Origin of the sequence: Serratia sp. CY31944, from assembly GCF_052169175.1 — a bacterium.
GTDB classification, from domain to species: domain Bacteria; phylum Pseudomonadota; class Gammaproteobacteria; order Enterobacterales; family Enterobacteriaceae; genus Serratia; species Serratia sarumanii.
In genome coordinates, this window is record NZ_JBJNLG010000002.1 from 208,188 (window position 1) to 227,092 (window position 18,905).

The following is an 18,905-nucleotide window of genomic DNA, read 5'->3' on the forward strand; positions in this document are numbered from 1 at the left end:
AGAATATATTTGGGAGTTGGACCTTGGCTAATATCAAATCAGCTAAGAAACGCGCCGTACAGTCTGAGAAACGCCGCAAGCATAACGCAAGCCGTCGCTCAATGGTGCGTACCTTCATCAAGAAGGTAGACGCAGCTATCGCAGCTGGCGACAAAGAAGCAGCACAAAATGCATTCCTGGTAATGCAGCCCCTGGTGGACCGTCAGGCAGCTAAAGGCCTGATCCACAAAAACAAAGCAGCGCGTCATAAGTCAAACCTGACTGCACGCATCAACGCAATGCAATAAGCATTTCGTTATCTGCTTGATAAAAAAACCGGCTCAGGCCGGTTTTTTTACGTCCTGCGTTCAGTGAACCGCTAGCAGGAAAACAGCGCGGAAAAATCTTTGTTGCACACGCGCTGCACCGCCGGATGCTGGATCATGCGCTCGGCGAAGATGATGTAATACTCCTCCTGCACGCTGTCGATGCGCCCAATCTCCACCACGTTGTCATCGTTGTAGGTATCCTGCGCATACAACGTCGGCGCCACGAAAATCGCATTGTGATACATGCCGAAGGCCTTCATCAGCGCCGCATCGTCGAACTCGCCCAGGATCTCCACCTGAATGCCCTGCGTATTGAACCAGTTGAGCAGCTTGCGCCCCAGCATCGAGCGGCGGCCGGGGATCAGCAGTTTGCGCTGCTCCAGACAAGCCGGGAACGGCAGCTCCGGCGCCGGCTGGCGGCAGAAGAAGCTGATGCCGCACTCGCCCAGCTTCAGCGAGAACAGCCCTTCCTGCTGGCTGGAGTCCACCGGACAATCCGACAGGATCATATCCAGCTTGTGCTGGCTGAGCTGCTCCAGCAGCATCTCGTGCGTCGATTCAAAGCAACGCAGGTGGATCTGTTCGTTGTCCACCACCACCGCCGTTTCCAATACCTGGCTGACCAGGCGCTTCGACAGCGCATCGGCCACGCCGACGTCGAACAGCAGATTCGACTCTTTGCGGTAGTTGACGATATCCAGCATTTCCTGGCTGAGCATAAACATCTTGTCGGCATAACGAAACACCAGTTGCCCCAGCTCCGAAGGCACCAACCCGCGCCCCTGGCGTTTGAACAGCTTGCCGTCCAACCGCTCTTCCAGCGCCTTGATCTGGCCGGTGATGGTCTGCGGCGTCAGAAACAACGCTTCGGCGGCACCGACCACGGAACCGGCCTTGCAGACCTGCCAGAAATAGTAAAGGTGATTAAAGTTGATATGCGACATCCTCACGAGCGGCTCTCCTTAACAACGTTTCGCAGCGGCAAACGGTGTGCCGTGACGAGCGACAAACTTCCTTTCCCTGCTTCAGACAACGTATAGCCCCATTAGTCCCAACGAACAACGGCCGAAGCTGCACATATTTTATACCGTGCAGCTCCGACCAGCCATTTTATTATGTGCCCTTACCGGGCACATTCAGGATTAACGTACGCGCGGCAACGCCAGACGCAGCAATCCATACCCTACCACCGCCGCAGCGGTGGAGCCCAACAAGATCCCCAGGCGGGAATAGATGCTGAGCGCCGCATCCGCATCGCCGAACGCCAGCGAGGCGATAAAAATCGACATGGTGAAACCAATGCCGCAGAGCACCGAAACGGCAAACACCTGTTTGAAGCCGATGCCTTCAGGCAAACGGGCGATGCCCATTTTCACCGCCAGCAGGCTGAAGAGGAAAATCCCCAGCGGCTTACCGATAAACAGGCCGGCCGCAATCCCAACCGGCAGCAGCGACGTCAATCCTTCCAGCGATACGCCCTGCAAAGAAACCCCGGCGTTGGCGAAAGCGAACAGCGGCAGGATCATAAACGCAACCCAGGGGTGCAGCTCATGTTCCAGCGTTTCCGACGGCGACGGCCCCTTCTTCACGTTCAGCGGGATCATAAAGCCGACGATTACCCCGGCCAGCGTCGCATGCACCCCGGACTTGAGGATCGCTACCCACAACACCAGGCCGACCATCATATACAGCGAGGTTTTACCCACGCCACGCCAGTTCATTACCGCCAATAGCACCGTCGCCGCCGCCGCCACGCCCAGCGCCATCATCGACACTTCGTGGGTGTAGAACAGCGCGATGATGATAATCACGCCCAGGTCATCGATGATCGCCAACGCCAGCAGGAACACTTTCAGGCTGGTCGGCACCCGGTTGCCCAGCAGCGCCATTACGCCCAGCGCGAAGGCGATATCAGTCGCGGCCGGGATCGCCCAGCCCTGGCGGGTGACTTCATCCGCGCCGTTGAACAACAGGTAAATCAGCGCCGGCGCCAGCATGCCCCCCAGCGCGGCGATCGCCGGAAACACCGCCTTGTCGCGCCCGGACAGCGAGCCTTGCATCAACTCGCGCTTGACCTCCAGCCCCACCACCAGGAAGAAGATGGCCATCAGGCCATCGTTGATCCACAGCAGCAGCGGCTTGGCGATCTCCAGCGAAGCAATCTTCACCATCACCGGCAGGTTAAGGAATGCCTGATAGATCCCCTGCGCCGGGGTGTTGGCCATGATCAGGGCGACGATTGCCGCCGCGATCAGAATGATGCCGCCCGCAGCTTCCTGACGTAAAAATTGACGAATGATATTGGTCACAGTACGTCTCTCCAAATCTGTGCAGGGCGCAGCGCCCTGCAAACCACAGTCATGAAGTGAGTATAGAGGGCGTTTTAGTTCGAAAAAATAAGTTTATAAATGCTAAATAGCTCGATAAAACCGATAAAAAGCGCGAATAAGTCACATTATTTATAGGGGATTAGGGGTATGGCGTGCAAATAAAAACCCCGGGACAAACGCCCGGGGTTAGAACATAAACCAACAGAAACAGCAGGTTAGCGAGTCAGATCGTCAAAGAACTTTTTCACCCCGTCGAAGAAGCTCTTCGAACGCGGGCTGTTCTTGTCGCCGGACGGGCCACCCAGGCTCTCTTCCAGCTCACGCAGCAGCTGCTTCTGCTTGTCGTTCAGATTGACCGGGGTTTCCACCACCACGCGGCACAGCAGGTCGCCCTGGCTGCCGCCACGCACCGATTTCACACCCTTGCCGCGCATGCGGAACAGCTTGCCGGTTTGGGTCTCCGAAGGCACCTTCAGTTTCACCCGGCCGTCCAGCGTCGGCACTTCAATCTCGCCGCCCAGCGCCGCCATGGCGAAGTTGATCGGCACTTCACAGTACAGGTTATTGCCTTCACGCTCGAAGATCGGGTGCGCCTTCACCTGCACCTGAACGTACAGATCGCCCGCCGGTGCGCCGTGCTCGCCGGCTTCGCCTTCACCCGCCAGGCGGATGCGGTCGCCGGTATCGACGCCGGCCGGAATTTTCACCGACAGCGTTTTGGATTTCTCTACCCGGCCGTGGCCGTGGCACTTGTTGCACGGATCTTTGATGATCTGACCGCGGCCATGGCAGTGCGGACACGCCTGCTGCACGGTGAAGAAGCCCTGGCGCATCTGCACCTGGCCCTGGCCGTGACAGGTTGGGCAGGTCACCGGCGAGCTGCCCGGCTTGGCGCCGCTGCCGTGGCAGACGTCGCACTCTTCCAGCGTCGGGATGCGGATCTCTTTGGTGACGCCACGTACCGCTTCCTCGAGGGTCAGCTCCATGTTATAGCGCAGATCGGAACCGCGGCTGGCGCGCTGACGGCGGCCTCCGCCGAAGATGTCACCAAACACGTCGCCAAAGATATCGCTGAAGTCGGCACCGCCGCCAAAGCCGCCGCCGCCCATGCCGCCCTGTTCAAAGGCCGCGTGCCCATACTGGTCGTAGGCCGCGCGTTTCTGGTCGTCGGTCAGGACTTCGTAAGCTTCTTTAACTTCTTTAAACTTGATTTCGGCGTCTTGTTCCTGGTTGCGGTCAGGATGGTATTTCATCGCCAGGCGTTTGTACGCCTTTTTGATCTCACGTTCATCCGCCGTCTTGCTGACGCCGAGAATCTCGTAATAGTCTTTCTTCGCCATTCTTTTGCTTACCCTTAACATGCGTGCACGGGCGCAGAGTTGCCTCGACGCCCGTGCTGGTTTCCGGGAACGGCACCTCGGCCGCCCCGTGCCCGCTTAAGGGCGATTATTTTTTGTCTTTAACTTCTTCGAACTCAGCGTCAACCACGTCGTCGTCTTTCTGCGCCGCGTTGTCCGCGCCGGCGTCAGCACCCTGCTGAGCCTGCTGCGCCTGAGCCATTTCCAGCAGTTTGCCGGAAACCTGCACCAGAGCCTGAGTCTTCGCTTCGATCTCGGCTTTGTCTTCGCCTTTCACCGCCGCTTCCAGATCTTTCAGCGCCGCTTCGATCGCCGTTTTGTCTTCCGCCGGCAGTTTGTCGCCCGCTTCTTCCAGCTGCTTGCGCGTGCCGTGGATCAGGTGATCCGCCTGGTTACGCGTCTGCACCAGCTCTTCGAACTTGCGGTCAGCTTCAGCGTTCAGCTCGGCGTCGCGCACCATTTTCTGGATTTCGTCTTCGTTCAGGCCAGAAGATGCCTTGATGGTGATCTTCTGCTCACGGCCGGTGTTCTTGTCTTTGGCGGACACGTGCAGGATGCCGTCGGCATCGATATCGAAGGTCACTTCGATCTGCGCCATGCCGCGCGGTGCCGCCTGGATGCCGTCCAGGTTGAACTGGCCCAGAGATTTGTTATCGCTGGCGCGCTTACGCTCACCCTGCAGCACGTGGATGGTTACCGCAGACTGGTTGTCTTCAGCGGTAGAGAACACCTGGCTGTGCTTGGTCGGGATCGTGGTGTTTTTGGTGATCAGCGGCGTCATCACGCTGCCCATGGTTTCGATACCCAGCGACAGCGGGGTCACGTCCAGCAGCAGAACGTCCTTCACATCACCGGCCAACACGCCGCCCTGTACCGCCGCGCCCACGGCAACCGCTTCGTCCGGGTTCACGTCTTTACGCGGTTCTTTGCCGAAGAAGTCTGCGACTTTCTTCTGCACCATTGGCATACGGGTCTGGCCGCCCACCAGGATCACGTCCTGAATGTCGGAAACCGACAGGCCTGCGTCTTTCAGCGCCACTTTCAGCGGCTCGATAGAGCGCGCAACCAGATCTTCAACCAGCGACTCGAGTTTGGCGCGAGTCACTTTGATGTTCATGTGTTTTGGACCGGTCGCGTCTGCAGTGATGTACGGCAGGTTAACGTCGGTCTGCTGAGCGGAAGACAGTTCGATCTTCGCTTTCTCAGCGGCTTCTTTCAGGCGCTGCATCGCCAGCGGATCGTTGCGCAGATCGATACCCTGATCTTTCTTGAACTCTTCCACCAGGTAGTTGATCAGACGGCTGTCGAAGTCTTCGCCACCCAGGTGGGTGTCACCGTTGGTCGCCAGCACTTCGAAGGTTTTTTCGCCGTCAACGTCGTCGATTTCGATGATGGAGATATCGAAAGTACCGCCGCCCAGGTCATAAACCGCGATTGTGCGGTTGCCGACTTCTTTGTCCAGGCCGTAGGCCAGGGCCGCAGCGGTCGGTTCGTTGATGATGCGTTTTACTTCCAGACCCGCGATGCGGCCGGCGTCTTTGGTCGCCTGACGCTGGGCGTCGTTGAAGTAAGCCGGTACGGTGATAACCGCTTCAGTTACCGGTTCGCCCAAGTAATCTTCCGCCGTTTTCTTCATTTTTTTCAGCACTTCCGCAGAGATCTGCGGCGGAGCCATTTTCTGGCCTTTCACTTCCAGCCAGGCGTCGCCGTTGTCGGCTTCGACGATTTTGTACGGCATGATCGCTTTGTCGCGCTGCGCTTCTTCATCCTGGAAGCGGCGACCGATCAGGCGCTTGATGGCGAACAGGGTGTTTTCAGGGTTGGTCACTGCCTGACGCTTAGCCGGCTGGCCAACCAGAGTTTCACCGTCCTGGGTATATGCGATAATAGAAGGAGTGGTGCGGTCGCCCTCGGCGTTTTCCAGCACGCGTGCCTTGGCACCATCCATAATTGCTACGCAAGAGTTGGTAGTACCCAGGTCGATACCAATAATTTTGCCCATCTAAACGTCTCCACTAAAAAATTCATAATCAGTCAGGTTGCTAACCTATATGCGGGCGATTTTTTGCTTTTCAACTGCCCGATATCTCAGTGCGACCCGCGGTTAGCAGCTGCGGTTGCAAATAAGATGGGGCCATCCAATCCGGCATCAAGGGGCAAGGCGAAAAAAATTTCTTTTTTTATCGTCATTCAGATCATTGTTTCCGGCTGCGGGGATCATTATGATGCGCGCGCTCTGGTGGAAAACTTCGATTTTTTGGCCATTCAGACCATTTATTATTTTACTTCGCTGTTTCCGTTAATTTTCTGTTATCGCAGAGGACTTATGCACACCAACAAGTTGGCGAATCCCGGCCCTCTCGGCCTGATGGGCTTCGGGATGACCACCGTCTTGCTGAACCTGCACAACGCGGGCTTTTTCCCACTGAACTCCGCCATCATCAGCATGGGGATTTTCTTCGGTGGCCTGGCCCAGATCCTGGCCGGTCTGCTGGAATACAAGAAGGGCAACACCTTCGGCATGACCGCCTTCACCGCCTACGGCAGCTTCTGGCTGAGCCTGGTCGGCCTGCTGCTGCTGCCGCGTCTGGGCCTGGCTGAGGCCACCGAGGCGCACGTGCTGGGCATCTACCTGGCGCTGTGGGGCGTCTTCACCCTGTTCATGTTCTTCGGCACCCTGGGCGCCAACCGCGTACTGCAGTTCGTGTTCGCCAGCCTGACGCTGCTGTTCGCCCTGCTGGCCGTCGGCAACATCACCGGCAACCACGCGCTGCTGACCTTCGCCGGTTATGAAGGCATCATCTGCGGCGCCAGCGCCATTTACCTGGCGATGGCCGAAGTGCTCAACGAGCAATACGGCCGCACCGTGCTGCCGATTGGCGAACCGGCCCCGGCCCGCGTCGCGACCTCACCGGTCACCGCATAATCGCCCTTCCCTGACGAAAAAGCCCTGCATTGCAGGGCTTTTTTTTAGCTGTAGGAATCGGCTTGCCGCTCCCCGGCTTCGCTGTTCAGGTCGCGATGCAGGTAGACGCCGAGCAGCAGCCCGATGAGCGACAGCGCCAACACGTAGTAAGCGGGTGCTAACGGGGTTAATTTCATGATCAGCGTCACAAAAATAGGGGTTAGACCGCCAAAAATAGCGTACGAGACGTTATATGAGAACGAGATACCGGTAAACCGCACTTCCGCCGGGAAAGCCCGCACCATCACGTACGGCACGGCCCCCACCACGCCTACGCTGAACCCCACCAGGGCATAGCAGGCGAACAGCATTTCCGGGCGCACGCCCACCGTTTGATAGAACAGCCAACTGCAGCCGGCCAGCAGCACGCTGCCGACCACCAGCGTTTTGCTGGCGCCGAAGCGATCGGCCGACAAACCGGCGACGATGCAGCCGGCGATCAGCATGATGGTAGCGATGCTGTTGGCCTGCAGCGTCAAGGCCGGCGCGATGCCGAACTGCTTTTGCAGATAGGTCGGGGTCATCAGGATCACCACCACGATGCCGGCGGAGAGCAGCCAGGTCAGCAGCATCGATACCGCCACCTCCCGTTTGTGGTTGAGCACCACCGACTTCAGCGGCAGCTCTTCGGCCAGCGCTTTACGCGCCTGCATCTCGATGAAGATCGGCGTTTCCTGCAGCCAGCGGCGCAGGTACATCGCCACCAGGCCGAACATGCCGCCCAACAGGAAAGGAATGCGCCAGCCGCCGCCGGCAATGCTCTGCGGGCTGAGCGTGGTGTTGATCACCGTCGCCACCACCGAGCCCAGCAGGATGCCCACCGTCAGCCCGGCGGTCAGCGTGCCGCAGGCGAAGCCGATGCGCCGGCGCGGCACGTGTTCGGCGACGAAGACCCAGGCGCCCGGCACCTCACCGCCGATCGCCGCCCCCTGCAGCACGCGCATCAACAGCAGCAGCAGCGGCGCAGCGATGCCGATGCTGGCGTAGGTCGGCAGCAGGCCCATCGCCAGCGTCGGCAACGCCATCAGCAGAATGCTCAGGGTAAACATCTTTTTGCGGCCGACCAGATCGCCAAAGTGCGCCATCACGATGCCGCCCAGCGGACGGGCCAGATAGCCGGCGGCGAAGATGCCGAAGGTTTGCACCAACCGCAGCCATTCCGGCATGTCCGCCGGGAAGAACAGATCGCCGACCACGGCGGCGAAGAACACGAAGATGATGAAGTCGTAAAACTCCAGCGCGCCGCCCAACGCGGCCAACGTCAGCGTTTTGTAGTCTTGCCGGTTCAGCCGGCGATTATTGTCGTGAGGCATAGGGCACCGTCGGTAAAGGCTGTAAAAATAAAAGCCGCAGGCTTTCTGTAAAAGAATCCTTACTATAGCGGCAAATTATTTTCACACCAGACGGGCTGAAGCCGATCTCGCAGAACGCTGAAATTTAGAGGTTTATCTCGCGACGCGCGCTCTTTGGCCGAAATGCTGCTACCACCGCGGCGTGCGTTTCGACGTAAGGCCCGTCGAGCAGTTGAATGCAATAAGGCACGCTGGCGAAGATGCCGTGCACCACCGCATTGCCCTGCTCATCTTTTACCCCTTCCAGCGTTTCCTTGATCGACTTCGGCTGGCCGGGCAGGTTGATGATCAGCGCCTGCTTGCGGATCGCCCCCACCTGGCGAGAAAGAATTGCCGTTGGCACATAGTGTAGGCTGATCTGACGCATTTGCTCGCCGAAGCCAGGCATCACGCGATCGGCGATCGCCAGCGTGGCGTCGGGGGTGACGTCGCGTCGCGCCGGCCCGGTGCCGCCGGTGGTCAGCACCAGATGGCAACCCATTTCGTCCACCAGCTCGCACAGCGTCTGTTCAATTTGCGTCTGCTCATCGGGGATCAGCCGGGTTTCCAGCTTGAACGGCGTCGCCAGCGCACCGCTCAGCCATTCCTCCAGCGCCGGAATGCCTTTATCCTGATAAACGCCGCCGGAAGCGCGGTCGGAAACGGAAACCAAACCAATACGTAAAATATCCATGCGTAACCTCTACAGCCTGATGGGGTCCGAACGGGTTCGTCCCCGTTCTGTTGTCATTGCCGAGAGTATAAGGGCTTCCCCCGCCGGCGGGAGCGTCGGGCATAAAAAAAGGTGGCCTGAGCCACCTTTTTACTGCGCGATCTGCCGGAATTACAGCAGGTCGGCGATCATTTTTTCCAGTTTGCCCTGATCTACGGCGAACTTGCGGATGCCGTCGGTCAGTTTCTCAACCGCCATCGGATCCTGGTTGTGCTGCCAGTAGAACTCAGGTTCGGTCAGTGCGGCAGGACGCGCCTTCACTTCACCGGTGTAAGACAGTTTGCGCTCCAGCGCGCCTTCGCTCTCCGCCAGCTCTTTCAGCAGCGCAGGGGCGATGGTCAGACGGTCGCAGCCGGCCAGTTCGATGATTTCGCCGACGTTACGGAAGCTGGCGCCCATCACCACGGTGTTGTAACCGTGCTGTTTGTAGTACTGGTAAATCTCGGTCACGGAGATCACGCCCGGATCTTCATGCGGGGCGAACTCTTTCTTGTCGCCGTTGGCTTTGTACCAGTCGAGGATACGGCCGACGAACGGCGAGATCAGGTAAACGCCGGCTTCGGCACAGGCGCGAGCCTGAGCGAAGGAGAACAGCAGCGTCAGGTTACAGTTGATGCCTTCTTTCTCCAACTGCTCCGCCGCGCGGATGCCCTGCCAGGTCGAGGCCAGTTTGATCAGAATGCGATCGTTGCTGATGCCGGCTTCGTTGTACAGCTTGATCAGGCGCTTGGCCTTGGCCACGCTGGCATCGGTGTCGTAAGACAGGCGTGCATCCACTTCGGTGGAGATGCGGCCCGGAACCAGTTTGAGGATTTCCAGACCGATGTTGACCGCCAGCTTGTCGGCGGCGTCGGCGATTTGCTGCTCGCGATCGCTGCTCTGGCCGCGCGCCCAGGCGATGGCTTCGTCAATCAGTTTACGGTATTCAGGAATTTGGGCTGCATTGAGGATCAGCGAAGGGTTGGTTGTGGCGTCCTGCGGTTGATACAGCTTCATTGCCGCGATATCACCCGTATCTGCAACCACCGTGGTCAGTTGGCGCAGGGAAGTTAATTTGTCGGTCATGTTGGCATTATCTCATCGTTTGTGCATGAACTTTTGGCATTGTTCAACCATGCCCTGCCCTGATAATAACATGCGCCAAGCCCGGTGCAAGGCTGGAAAACCGCGGCGCGCAGGCATCTGTTTTATCCTTGGGCGAGCAACCGTTTACGCCGATATCTTTCGCCATTACCGAGCGGATGGAAAGGCAATAACGTGCTATTGTCCGAATAAATTATGTTAAATTCGAAAAAATTGATGCAATTCGTCCGCTAATCTGCGAAAAATCTTAATCGACTGACGCCGGACAGATTCCAGCTAAGCTCTTGTAAAAAATAGGCCAATGTTTTTCACCTGCGGTGGATGCTGCAAGGTGCGCATTAAATTTCGATAAAAGGAGGGATCCCTTGACGGACCTGATGAATTTTATAAACAACATTTTGTGGGGGTCGGTGCTGATTTATCTGCTGCTCGGCACCGGCATCTACTTCACGTTGCGCACCCGCTTTATCCAGCTCCGCCACTTCAGCCACATGTTCTCGGTGTTGAAAAACAGCAATAAGAGCGACAGCGCCGGCATCTCCTCTTTCCAGGCGCTGTGCACCACGCTGGCGGCGCGCGTCGGCACCGGCAACCTGACCGGCGTCGCCATCGCCCTGACCGCCGGCGGCCCCGGCGCCATCTTCTGGATGTGGGTGGTGGCGTTTATCGGCATGGCCACCTCCTTTGTGGAAAGCTCGCTGGCGCAGCTCTACAAAACCAAAGACGATAACGGCAACTACCGCGGCGGCCCGGCCTACTACATGGAAAAGGGTCTCGGCATGCGCTGGATGGGCGTGCTGTTCTCGATCTTCCTGATCATCGCGTTCGGCCTGGTGTTCAACGCCGTGCAGGCCAACTCCATCGCGCAGGCCTCCGCCGTCGCCTTCCATTTGCAGCCGCTGCACGTCGGCATCGGCCTGGTGCTGCTGAGCGGCGTGGTGATCTTCGGCGGCATCCGCTCCATCGCCAAAGTGGCCGAGCTGGTGGTGCCGCTGATGGCCGGCGCCTACCTGTTGCTGGCCCTCTGGGTGATTGGCCATAACATCGAACACATGCCGGCGATCCTGACGCTGATCTTCAAAAGCGCCTTCGGCCTGCAGGAAGCCGCGGCCGGCGCCGTCGGTTACGGCATCTCCCAGGCGATGACCCAGGGCGTGCAGCGCGGCCTGTTCTCCAACGAAGCCGGCATGGGCTCGGCGCCCAACGCGGCGGCGTCCGCTTCGCCTTATCCGCCGCATCCGGCCTCACAGGGCTATGTGCAAATGCTCGGGGTGTTTATCGATACCATCGTCATCTGCAGCGCCACCGCGGCGATCATCCTCTCCTCCGGCATTCTCGATCAGCCGACCGACAGCATCAGCGGCATCGATCTGACCCAGCGCGCGCTGTCGACCGCCGTCGGCAGCTGGGGGGCGCCGTTCGTCGCCATCGCCATTTTCTTCTTCGCCTTCACCTCGATCATCGCCAACTACGCCTATGCCGAGAGCAACCTGGTGTTCCTCGAGCACAACCATCCGGGCGGCCTGCTGATTTTCCGCTGCGTGGCGTTGGGCATGGTGATGTTCGGTGCGCTGGCGGAGCTGCCGCTGGTGTGGAAAATGGCGGATACCTCCATGGCGCTGATGGCCATCACCAACCTGACGGCCATCCTGTTGCTGTCGCGGGTGGCGCTGAAGCTGGCCGACGACTACCATCGCCAACGCCGTCTGGGCAAGCTGCCGACCTTCGACGCCAACCGTTATCCGGAGCTGAAGTCGCAGCTGGAGCCGGGCGTGTGGGACGACCAAAAGCCGCCGCGCTGAGTTTTCCGGGGCGCGTGCGGTGCGCGCCCCTGCCTATTGGACCGATTGCCCCTTTTTCCCGCGCTTTTTGCTACAGTATCCGCACTTGGATAAACAGGATCTGGCCATGCTCGTTATTATTTCCCCTGCAAAAACTCTCGATTACGACAGCCCGCTGGCAACAGAACGCTTCACGCAGCCCGAAATGCTGGACAAGTCGAAACAGCTGATCAAAATTTGCCGCGAGCTGACACCGGCGCAAATCGCCAGCCTGATGAGCATCAGCGACAAGCTGGCCGGGCTGAACGCCGCGCGCTTTAGCGAGTGGCAGCCGAAATTTACCCCAGACAATGCCCGTCAGGCGCTGCTGGCGTTCAAGGGCGACGTTTACACCGGCCTGCAGGCGCAGGATTTCAGCGAAGCCGATTTCGACTTCGCCCAGCAGCATCTGCGCATGCTGTCCGGCCTGTATGGCGTGCTGCGCCCGCTCGATCTGATGATGCCGTACCGGCTGGAGATGGGCATCAGGCTTGAAAACCCGAAAGGCAAAGACCTGTACAGCTTCTGGGGCGATAAAATCACCCAAAAACTCAACGAAGCGCTGGAGCAGCAGGGCGACGACGTGGTGGTCAACCTGGCGTCCGACGAGTATTTCAAGGCGGTGAAGCCGGCCAAACTGCACGGCGCGCTGATCAAACCGGTGTTCCTCGACGAGAAGAACGGCAAGTACAAGGTCATCAGCTTCTACGCCAAGAAAGCGCGCGGGCTGATGAGCCGCTTTATCATCAAAAATCGCCTGACGCGCAGCGAGCAGCTGGTGGACTTCAACCTGGAAGGCTACGCCTTCGACGAAGCCGCCTCGCAGGGCAATGAACTGGTATTTAAACGCCCGGAGCAGGCATAAAAAAAGCCGTCGCAAGACGGCTTTTCAGATTCTAGCCTGCCGAACTTCAGGCCGGCAGCGCCATCAGGAACTTGCGCAGCTCGGCAAAGCCGGCCGGCAGCGTGTGCGACAGCAGCGGCAGATCGGCCCGCAGCGCCAGCGCTTTCGGCAACGGCAGCTCCTGGCCGAGGATCACTTCTACGCTCTCTTTAAACTTGGCCGGATGCGCGGTGCCGAGGAACAGACCGAACTCCCCTTCCTGCAGCCGATCGCGCAGCGCGCGATAGGCAATGGCCGCGTGCGGTTCGGAGATATAACCCAGCTCGGCCAGTTCACGCATCGTTTCCTTGGTGGTCTCATCGCTAACCGCCGCGTGGCCCAGCTCTTTCAGCTGCCAGACCTTACGACGGAACAGCTCTTCCACGCGCGGCCAGTTGTTTGGCTGGCTGACGTCCATGGCGTTGGACAGCGTCGCGACCGTGGCGTGCGGCTGCCACTGGCCGCTGGTCAGGAAGCGCGGCACGGTGTCGTTGGCGTTGGTGGCGGCAATAAAGCGCTTCACCGGCAGGCCCAGCGACTTGGCCAGCAGCCCGGCGGTCAGATCGCCGAAGTTGCCGCTCGGCACCGAAATCACCAGCTGATTGCGCGCTTCCTGCGGCAGCTGCGCCACCGCTTCGAAGTAGTAGCAGATCTGCGCCAGCAAGCGGCTGATGTTGATCGAGTTGGCCGAGTTCAGGTGCAGCGCGTCCTTCAATTCCCGATCGTCGAACGCCTGCTTCACCAGCGCCTGGCAAGCATCGAAGTCGCCGTCGATCGCTACGGTGTGAATGTTGCCGCCCAGAGTACAGAACAGCTTCTCCTGCAGCGGACTGATTTTGCCCTGCGGATAGAGGATCACCACCCGGACGTTTTTCAGGCCGTAGAAGGCGTGCGCCACGGCGGCGCCGGTGTCGCCGGAGGTGGCGGTCAAAATGGTCACCGGCTGATCGCCGGCCACTTCCGCCAGCATCTGCGCCATAAAGCGGCCGCCGAAGTCTTTGAACGCCAGCGTCGGGCCGTGGAACAGCTCCAGGCAGGAGACGTCTTCGGTCACTTTCGCCACCGGCGCCGGGAACTCAAAAGCGGCCTGCACGCGTTTCTTCAGCGCCGCTTCCGGTACCTCTTCGCCGATAAAGGCCGACAGAATACGGCTGCTGCGGGTGACAAAGTCCTGCTCCAGCAGTTGGTCGATCTCGGTCAGTTCGAACTCCGGCAGCTCCAGCGGGAAGAACAGCCCCTGCTGCTTGCCCAGGCCTTGTTTGATCGCCTGCGCGAAGCTGACCTGCTCGTTGTGATCCTTAAGGTTGTACAGTTTCATGCGTTATCCCAGTAGTCGAGCGCCTGCGGTATCCAGACGGCAAATATGAACAAAACCTTCGTCGTTTTGCAGATAGTGTTGTTGCAGCCAGGCGGCCATGCGCTGCGCGGTGGCGCCGTCGTTGCAGACGGCGAACAGCGTCGGGCCGGAGCCGGAGATGCCGCAGGCCAGCGCGCCGATGTCCTGCGCCGCCTTGCGCGCTTCGGCGAAGCCCGGCAGCAGCCGGGTGCGGTACGGTTCGGCGATCACGTCCTGCATCAATTTGGCGGCCAGCTGCGGCTGACGGGTGTGGCAGGCATGGATAAAGCCGGCCAGATAGCGACCGTGGCTGATGCAATCCTGGCGACGGTATTGCGCGGGTAAAATGGCGCGCGCTTCGGCGGTGGAGACCTTGATGCCCGGATAGGCCATGACCCACAGCCAATCGTCGAAGCACGGCACCTCCTGGCTGATGATGCCTTCTTCTTCCAGCATCAGCTGCAGGCCGCCCAGGTAGCATGGCGCCACGTTATCGTAATGCACGCTGCCGGAAATGCGGCCTTCCAGCTCGCCCATCAGGCCGAGCAGCGTCGTCTCATCCAGCGGCCGATCGCAGAATTCGTTCATCGCCATCAGCCCGGCCACCACCGAACAGGCGCTGGAGCCCAGCCCCGATCCGATCGGCATGTTCTTTTCCAACCGCATCGCCACCGGCACTTCGCGGCCGATCTCCTGGCAGAAGCGCTCCCAGCATTGATAAACGATGTTCTCTTTCGGCTCGGCCGGCAGCTTGCTGACGAAGCGCCCGGCATTCTGCAAACTGAACGTCTCGGCGGCTTCTACGCTGACGCAGTCGCCCAGCAGCGTGCCGTCGATCGGCGAAACCGCCGCGCCCAGCACATCGAAACCGACGCTGACGTTACCGATCGAGGCCGGTGCATACACCTTAACCATATTAAACTCCCAACTTCCATGACAGTGTGCGCAGCAGATCGGCGAACACGCCCGCTGCGGTCACATCGTTACCGGCGCCGTAGCCGCGCAGCACCAGCGGCAGCGGCTGATAGTAGCGGCTGTAGAAGGCCAGCGCGTTCTCGCCGTTCTTCACTTTATACAACGGATCGTTGCCGTCCACCGCCTCGATGCGCACCTTGCAGCGGCCTTCGTCGATCAGGCCGACATAGCGCAGCACCTTGCCTTGCTCGGCGGCGTTGGCCACGTTGCGCGCGAACTCTTTATCCAGCTCCGGCAGGCGCGCCAGGAAATGCTCCACGTCGCCCGACGCGTCGAAGGACGGCGGCAGCACCGACTCGACCTCGATATCGCTCAGCTCCAGCTTGTAACCGGCCTCGCGCGCCAGGATCAGCAGCTTGCGCGCCACGTCCATACCGGACAGATCGTCGCGCGGATCCGGCTCGGTATAGCCGTTGGCCCTGGCCTGCAAGGTCGCCGCCGACAGCGACAGCCCTTCATCCAGCTTGCCGAAGATAAAGGACAGCGAGCCGGACAGGATGCCGGAGAAACGCACCAGCTCATCGCCGGCGTTCAGCAGGTTTTGCAGGTTCTCAATCACCGGCAAACCGGCGCCGACGTTGGTGTCGTAGAGGAACTTGCGGTGCGAACCGGCGGCCGCCGCGCGCAGTTGCTGATAATAGTTCATCGACGAGGTGTTGGCCTTTTTGTTCGGCGTCACCACGTGGAAACCGTCCGCCAGGAAGTCCACATACTGATCGGCCACCGCCTGGCTGGAAGTGCAGTCGACGATCACCGGGTTCAGCAGGTGATACTCCTTCACCAGCCGGATCAGGCGGCCGAGATTGAACGGCTCCTGCGCGCCGGCCAGCTCGTCGCGCCAGCTGTCCAGCGCGATGCCGTGTACGTTGGTCAGCATCACGCGCGAGTTGGCGATGCCGCACACCCGCAGGTCGATATGCTTTTGCTTCAGCCACGGCTGCTGGCGATAAATCTGCTCGATCAGCGCTCCGCCGACGCCGCCGACGCCGATGACGAACACTTCGATCACCTGATCGGTGTTGAACAGCATCTGGTGACTGACGCGCACGCCGGTGGTGGCGGATTCATTGCTGACCACCACCGAGATTGAACGCTCGGAAGAGCCCTGGGCGATGGCGACGATATTGATGTTGGCGCGCGCCAGCGCGGAGAAGAAGCGCGCGGAGATGCCGCGCAGGGTGCGCATGCCGTCGCCGACTACCGAGATGATCGCCAGGCGTTCCATCACGTCCAGCGGATCCAGCACGCCGTCTTTCAACTCCAGATAGAACTCCTCCTCCAGCGCGCGGCGCGCGCGCAGCAGTTCGCCCTGCGGCACGCAGAAGCTGATGCTGTATTCGGAAGAGGATTGGGTGATCAGCACCACCGAAATGCCGGCGCGCGACATCACGGCGAACACCCGCGCGGCCATGCCGACCATGCCTTTCATGCCCGGGCCGGAGACGTTGATCATCGCCATGTTGTTCAGGTTGGTGATGCCTTTCACCGGCATCGCGTCATCGGTGCTGTCTTTACCGATCAGCGTGCCGGGAGCCTGCGGGTTGGAGGTGTTTTTAATCAGGCAAGGGATTTGGAACTGGGCAATCGGCGTGATGGTACGAGGGTGCAGCACTTTGGCACCGAAATAGGAGAGTTCCATCGCCTCCTGATACGACATCGACTTCAGCAGCCTGGCGTCCGGTACGGTGCGCGGATCGCAGGTATACACGCCGTCGACGTCGGTCCAGATTTCGCAACAGTCGGCGCGCAGGCAGGCGGCCAGCACCGCGGCGGAATAGTCGGAGCCGTTGCGGCCCAGCACCACCAGTTCACCCTTGTCGTTACCGGCGGTGAAACCGGCCATCAGCACGATGTGGTCGGCCGGGATCGCCGCCGCGGCGATGCGCAGCGTAGACTCGGCGATGTCCACGGTGGACTCCAGGTAGTGGCCTTGCGCCAGCAGTTTCTCCACCGGGTTGATCACCGTGACCGGGTAGCCCTTGGCGCGGAACACCCCTTCCATGATGGCGATGGAGAGCTTTTCGCCGCGGCAGATGATCGCCGCGTTTACGCTGTCCGGGCACTGCCCCAGCAGCGAAACGCCGTGCAGCACCTGTTTGAGCTGCGCGAACTCCTGATCGACCACGCCTTTCAAGCGATCGTATTCAAAGCCCGGCAGCGCCTGCGCCAGGCCGCTCAGCAGATCGGCAAAGATCCGCTCGGCGTCGCTGATATTCGGCAGAATGTCCTGGCCCGCCACCGTTTTGTCGATCATCGCCACCAGATGGTTGGTGATCTTTGCAGGGGCGGACAAGACCGTGGCTACCTGTCCCTGACGCGCATTACTCTCCATGATGTCGGCAACGCGCAGAAAACGTTCTGCATTCGCCACCGAGGTTCCGCCAAATTTCAGCACTCGCATGTGTGATCTCTCCGAATTTAAGCCGAAAAAAAAGCCCGCACTGATTAGGTGCGGGCTTTTTTCTGTGTTTCCTGTGCGCGTCAGCCCGCCCCGTTACCTGTGGTATCGGTGGTGGTAATAATTGTGGTTTTCAGGCTGATGTTGCGCATGTTGTCTGTCTGTCTCATGAAATACTCTGTCCCCTCTATTGGTTAAAGCAATCGCTATCCCAAGTCAAACGATTTCTTTTTTTTGCTTATTTTCCGTTCAGTGGCGGTAATGCGCGATGCAACAGGTGAAAAGCAAAACGACAGAACAAAAAAACAACTTAAAGCCGATTTACCAGTGGATCACGCTGGGTAACCGTCTGATGGAGCCGCTATCACTTGGCGAGTTTTTTTTCGATGTCGTGCAGCAGCGTATGCAACATCGCCGTATCGCGCTGTTGCAGCGCGCCGAGCCGCTGGTGCAGCCAGTCGCGCAATTTTTGGTCATCGCCGACATCCAATGCGTTCAACAAGGCATCGGCGCGGCGGCGCAGCGCCTTGAGCTGCCCTTCCGAGGCCGCCGTTTCCTGCGGCGTGCTGACGCCCATCAGGCTCGCCAGCTGGTAGCAGTACACCATCACCGCCTGGCCCAGGTTAAGCGACGGATAGTCAGCCTGCATCGGCACGCCGGTCAGCAAATCCGCCAGCGCCAGCTCTTCGTTGGTCAGGCCGGAATCTTCGCGGCCGAACACCAGCGCGGCCTGGCCGACCCACTGCTTGCGCTCGCTCAGCTGTTCCAGCAGCTCGGGCGGCGTGCAGTAATAGTGAAAACGCGCGCGGCTGCGGGCGGTGGTGGCGACGGTGAAATCCACGTCCGCCAGCGCCAGTTCCAGCGTGGCGAACGTTTGCACGCCGTCGAGGATCTCGCCGGCTCCGTGCGCCACCCAGCGCGCCGCCGGCTGCAGGTGCGCCTCGCTGTCGACGATGCGCAACGACGTGAAGCCCATGGTTTTCATCGCGCGCGCCGCCGCGCCGACATTTTCCGGCCGCGCCGGAGCCACTAAAACAATATGAAGCTGCATCACTCTTCCACCGAAGGCAGGCCTGCGCTTTTGACGGTGGCGCAGCGCCCGCTTATATTTACAATTGCGTAACAATAAACGCGTTAATAGCAACAAACAAGATTAAACGGCTCGTTGAGCTAATAAACCCGTCGTAATAGTCATTATTCGTGCTTATGTTTTACTGCATCTATTTATCAATGAGTTAAAACAAGGCGATGATCAATAAGCGAATAATTGTATCCTATCGGGCAGGATAATGCTGAATCGTTCACAGAATTTGAGGTTCTGTGACTTAAACTGGCATTTCTGTAAGTGTTTTTCACAAATCTGTTAACGTGCTACAATTGAATTT

Annotated in this window: 16 protein-coding genes and 1 other annotated feature; of the genes, 4 read left to right on the plus strand and 12 right to left on the minus strand. The window is 59.4% G+C overall.

Annotated features, from left to right (window positions below; genetic code table 11):
* Nucleotides 1–23 precede the first annotated feature (23 nt).
* Nucleotides 24–287, plus strand: a complete 264-nt coding sequence (rpsT, locus tag ACJ8IN_RS03270; RefSeq protein ID WP_004932960.1) for a 30S ribosomal protein S20 — start codon at nt 24–26, stop codon at nt 285–287.
* A gap of 71 nt (nt 288–358) precedes the next feature.
* Here the strand turns inward: rpsT and nhaR are convergent, their stop codons facing one another.
* The 4 genes from nhaR to dnaK all read right to left on the minus strand — a co-directional run bounded on the left by nhaR (nt 359) and on the right by dnaK (nt 5,998).
* Nucleotides 359–1,258, minus strand: a complete 900-nt coding sequence (nhaR, locus tag ACJ8IN_RS03275; RefSeq protein WP_004932962.1) for a transcriptional activator NhaR — start codon at nt 1,256–1,258, stop codon at nt 359–361.
* Between the two features lie 192 nt (nt 1,259–1,450).
* Nucleotides 1,451–2,617 (minus strand): Na+/H+ antiporter NhaA, encoded by a 1,167-nt coding sequence (gene nhaA / locus ACJ8IN_RS03280; protein WP_308325416.1) that lies wholly within the window; start codon nt 2,615–2,617, stop codon nt 1,451–1,453.
* Between the two features lie 236 nt (nt 2,618–2,853).
* Nucleotides 2,854–3,978, minus strand: coding sequence for a molecular chaperone DnaJ (dnaJ, locus tag ACJ8IN_RS03285; RefSeq protein ID WP_033637051.1), 1,125 nt, complete (start codon nt 3,976–3,978; stop codon nt 2,854–2,856).
* A gap of 106 nt (nt 3,979–4,084) precedes the next feature.
* Nucleotides 4,085–5,998, minus strand: a complete 1,914-nt coding sequence (gene dnaK / locus ACJ8IN_RS03290) for a molecular chaperone DnaK (protein ID WP_004932972.1) — start codon at nt 5,996–5,998, stop codon at nt 4,085–4,087.
* A 324-nt stretch (nt 5,999–6,322) separates the two neighbouring features.
* Here dnaK and satP point away from each other — a divergent pair, with 324 nt between their 5' ends.
* The gene (gene satP / locus ACJ8IN_RS03295) at nt 6,323–6,922 is read left to right on the plus strand and encodes an acetate uptake transporter (protein ID WP_033649275.1); all 600 of its coding nucleotides are present in this window, start codon (nt 6,323–6,325) and stop codon (nt 6,920–6,922) included.
* A gap of 44 nt (nt 6,923–6,966) precedes the next feature.
* Here satP and ACJ8IN_RS03300 read toward each other — a convergent pair whose 3' ends face one another.
* From ACJ8IN_RS03300 to tal, 3 genes are all read right to left on the minus strand, one after another.
* Nucleotides 6,967–8,274: an MFS transporter gene (locus ACJ8IN_RS03300; protein WP_033637050.1), complete on the minus strand. Its 1,308-nt coding sequence runs from the start codon at nt 8,272–8,274 to the stop codon at nt 6,967–6,969.
* Nucleotides 8,275–8,398: 124 nt separating this feature from the next.
* Nucleotides 8,399–8,986, minus strand: coding sequence for a molybdopterin adenylyltransferase (gene mog, locus ACJ8IN_RS03305; RefSeq protein ID WP_004932980.1), 588 nt, complete (start codon nt 8,984–8,986; stop codon nt 8,399–8,401).
* Between the two features lie 150 nt (nt 8,987–9,136).
* Nucleotides 9,137–10,090 (minus strand): transaldolase, encoded by a 954-nt coding sequence (tal, locus tag ACJ8IN_RS03310; protein WP_033637049.1) that lies wholly within the window; start codon nt 10,088–10,090, stop codon nt 9,137–9,139.
* Between the two features lie 383 nt (nt 10,091–10,473).
* On the opposite strand from tal, the gene ACJ8IN_RS03315 reads away from it, so the two are divergent.
* Both ACJ8IN_RS03315 and yaaA read left to right on the plus strand, forming a co-directional pair.
* Nucleotides 10,474–11,910, plus strand: a complete 1,437-nt coding sequence (locus ACJ8IN_RS03315) for an alanine/glycine:cation symporter family protein (protein ID WP_033637048.1) — start codon at nt 10,474–10,476, stop codon at nt 11,908–11,910.
* 106 nt (nt 11,911–12,016) lie between these two features.
* A complete protein-coding gene (gene yaaA, locus ACJ8IN_RS03320; protein WP_033638662.1) occupies nt 12,017–12,793 on the plus strand; it encodes a peroxide stress protein YaaA in 777 nt (258 codons plus the stop codon).
* Between the two features lie 46 nt (nt 12,794–12,839).
* On the opposite strand, the gene thrC is transcribed toward yaaA, so the two are convergent.
* From thrC to ACJ8IN_RS03345, 5 genes are all read right to left on the minus strand, one after another.
* On the minus strand, nt 12,840–14,129 hold the full coding sequence (thrC, locus tag ACJ8IN_RS03325) for a threonine synthase (RefSeq protein ID WP_308325415.1): 1,290 nt from the start codon (nt 14,127–14,129) through the stop codon (nt 12,840–12,842).
* Between the two features lie 3 nt (nt 14,130–14,132).
* A complete protein-coding gene (gene thrB, locus ACJ8IN_RS03330; RefSeq protein WP_047569370.1) occupies nt 14,133–15,062 on the minus strand; it encodes a homoserine kinase in 930 nt (309 codons plus the stop codon).
* Between the two features lies 1 nt (nt 15,063).
* Entirely contained in the window at nt 15,064–17,523 is a 2,460-nt protein-coding gene (thrA, locus tag ACJ8IN_RS03335) for a bifunctional aspartate kinase/homoserine dehydrogenase I (RefSeq protein WP_033637046.1), read from the minus strand.
* A gap of 24 nt (nt 17,524–17,547) precedes the next feature.
* Nucleotides 17,548–17,665 (minus strand) — a sequence feature (Thr leader region).
* Nucleotides 17,604–17,690 carry a thr operon leader peptide gene (gene thrL / locus ACJ8IN_RS03340; protein ID WP_071525951.1) on the minus strand — a complete coding sequence of 29 codons (87 nt, stop codon included), beginning with the start codon at nt 17,688–17,690 and terminating at the stop codon, nt 17,604–17,606. Its footprint overlaps the feature before it by 62 nt.
* 194 nt (nt 17,691–17,884) lie before the next feature.
* Nucleotides 17,885–18,571 (minus strand): tRNA/rRNA methyltransferase, encoded by a 687-nt coding sequence (locus tag ACJ8IN_RS03345; protein ID WP_033652888.1) that lies wholly within the window; start codon nt 18,569–18,571, stop codon nt 17,885–17,887.
* Nucleotides 18,572–18,905 lie beyond the last annotated feature (334 nt).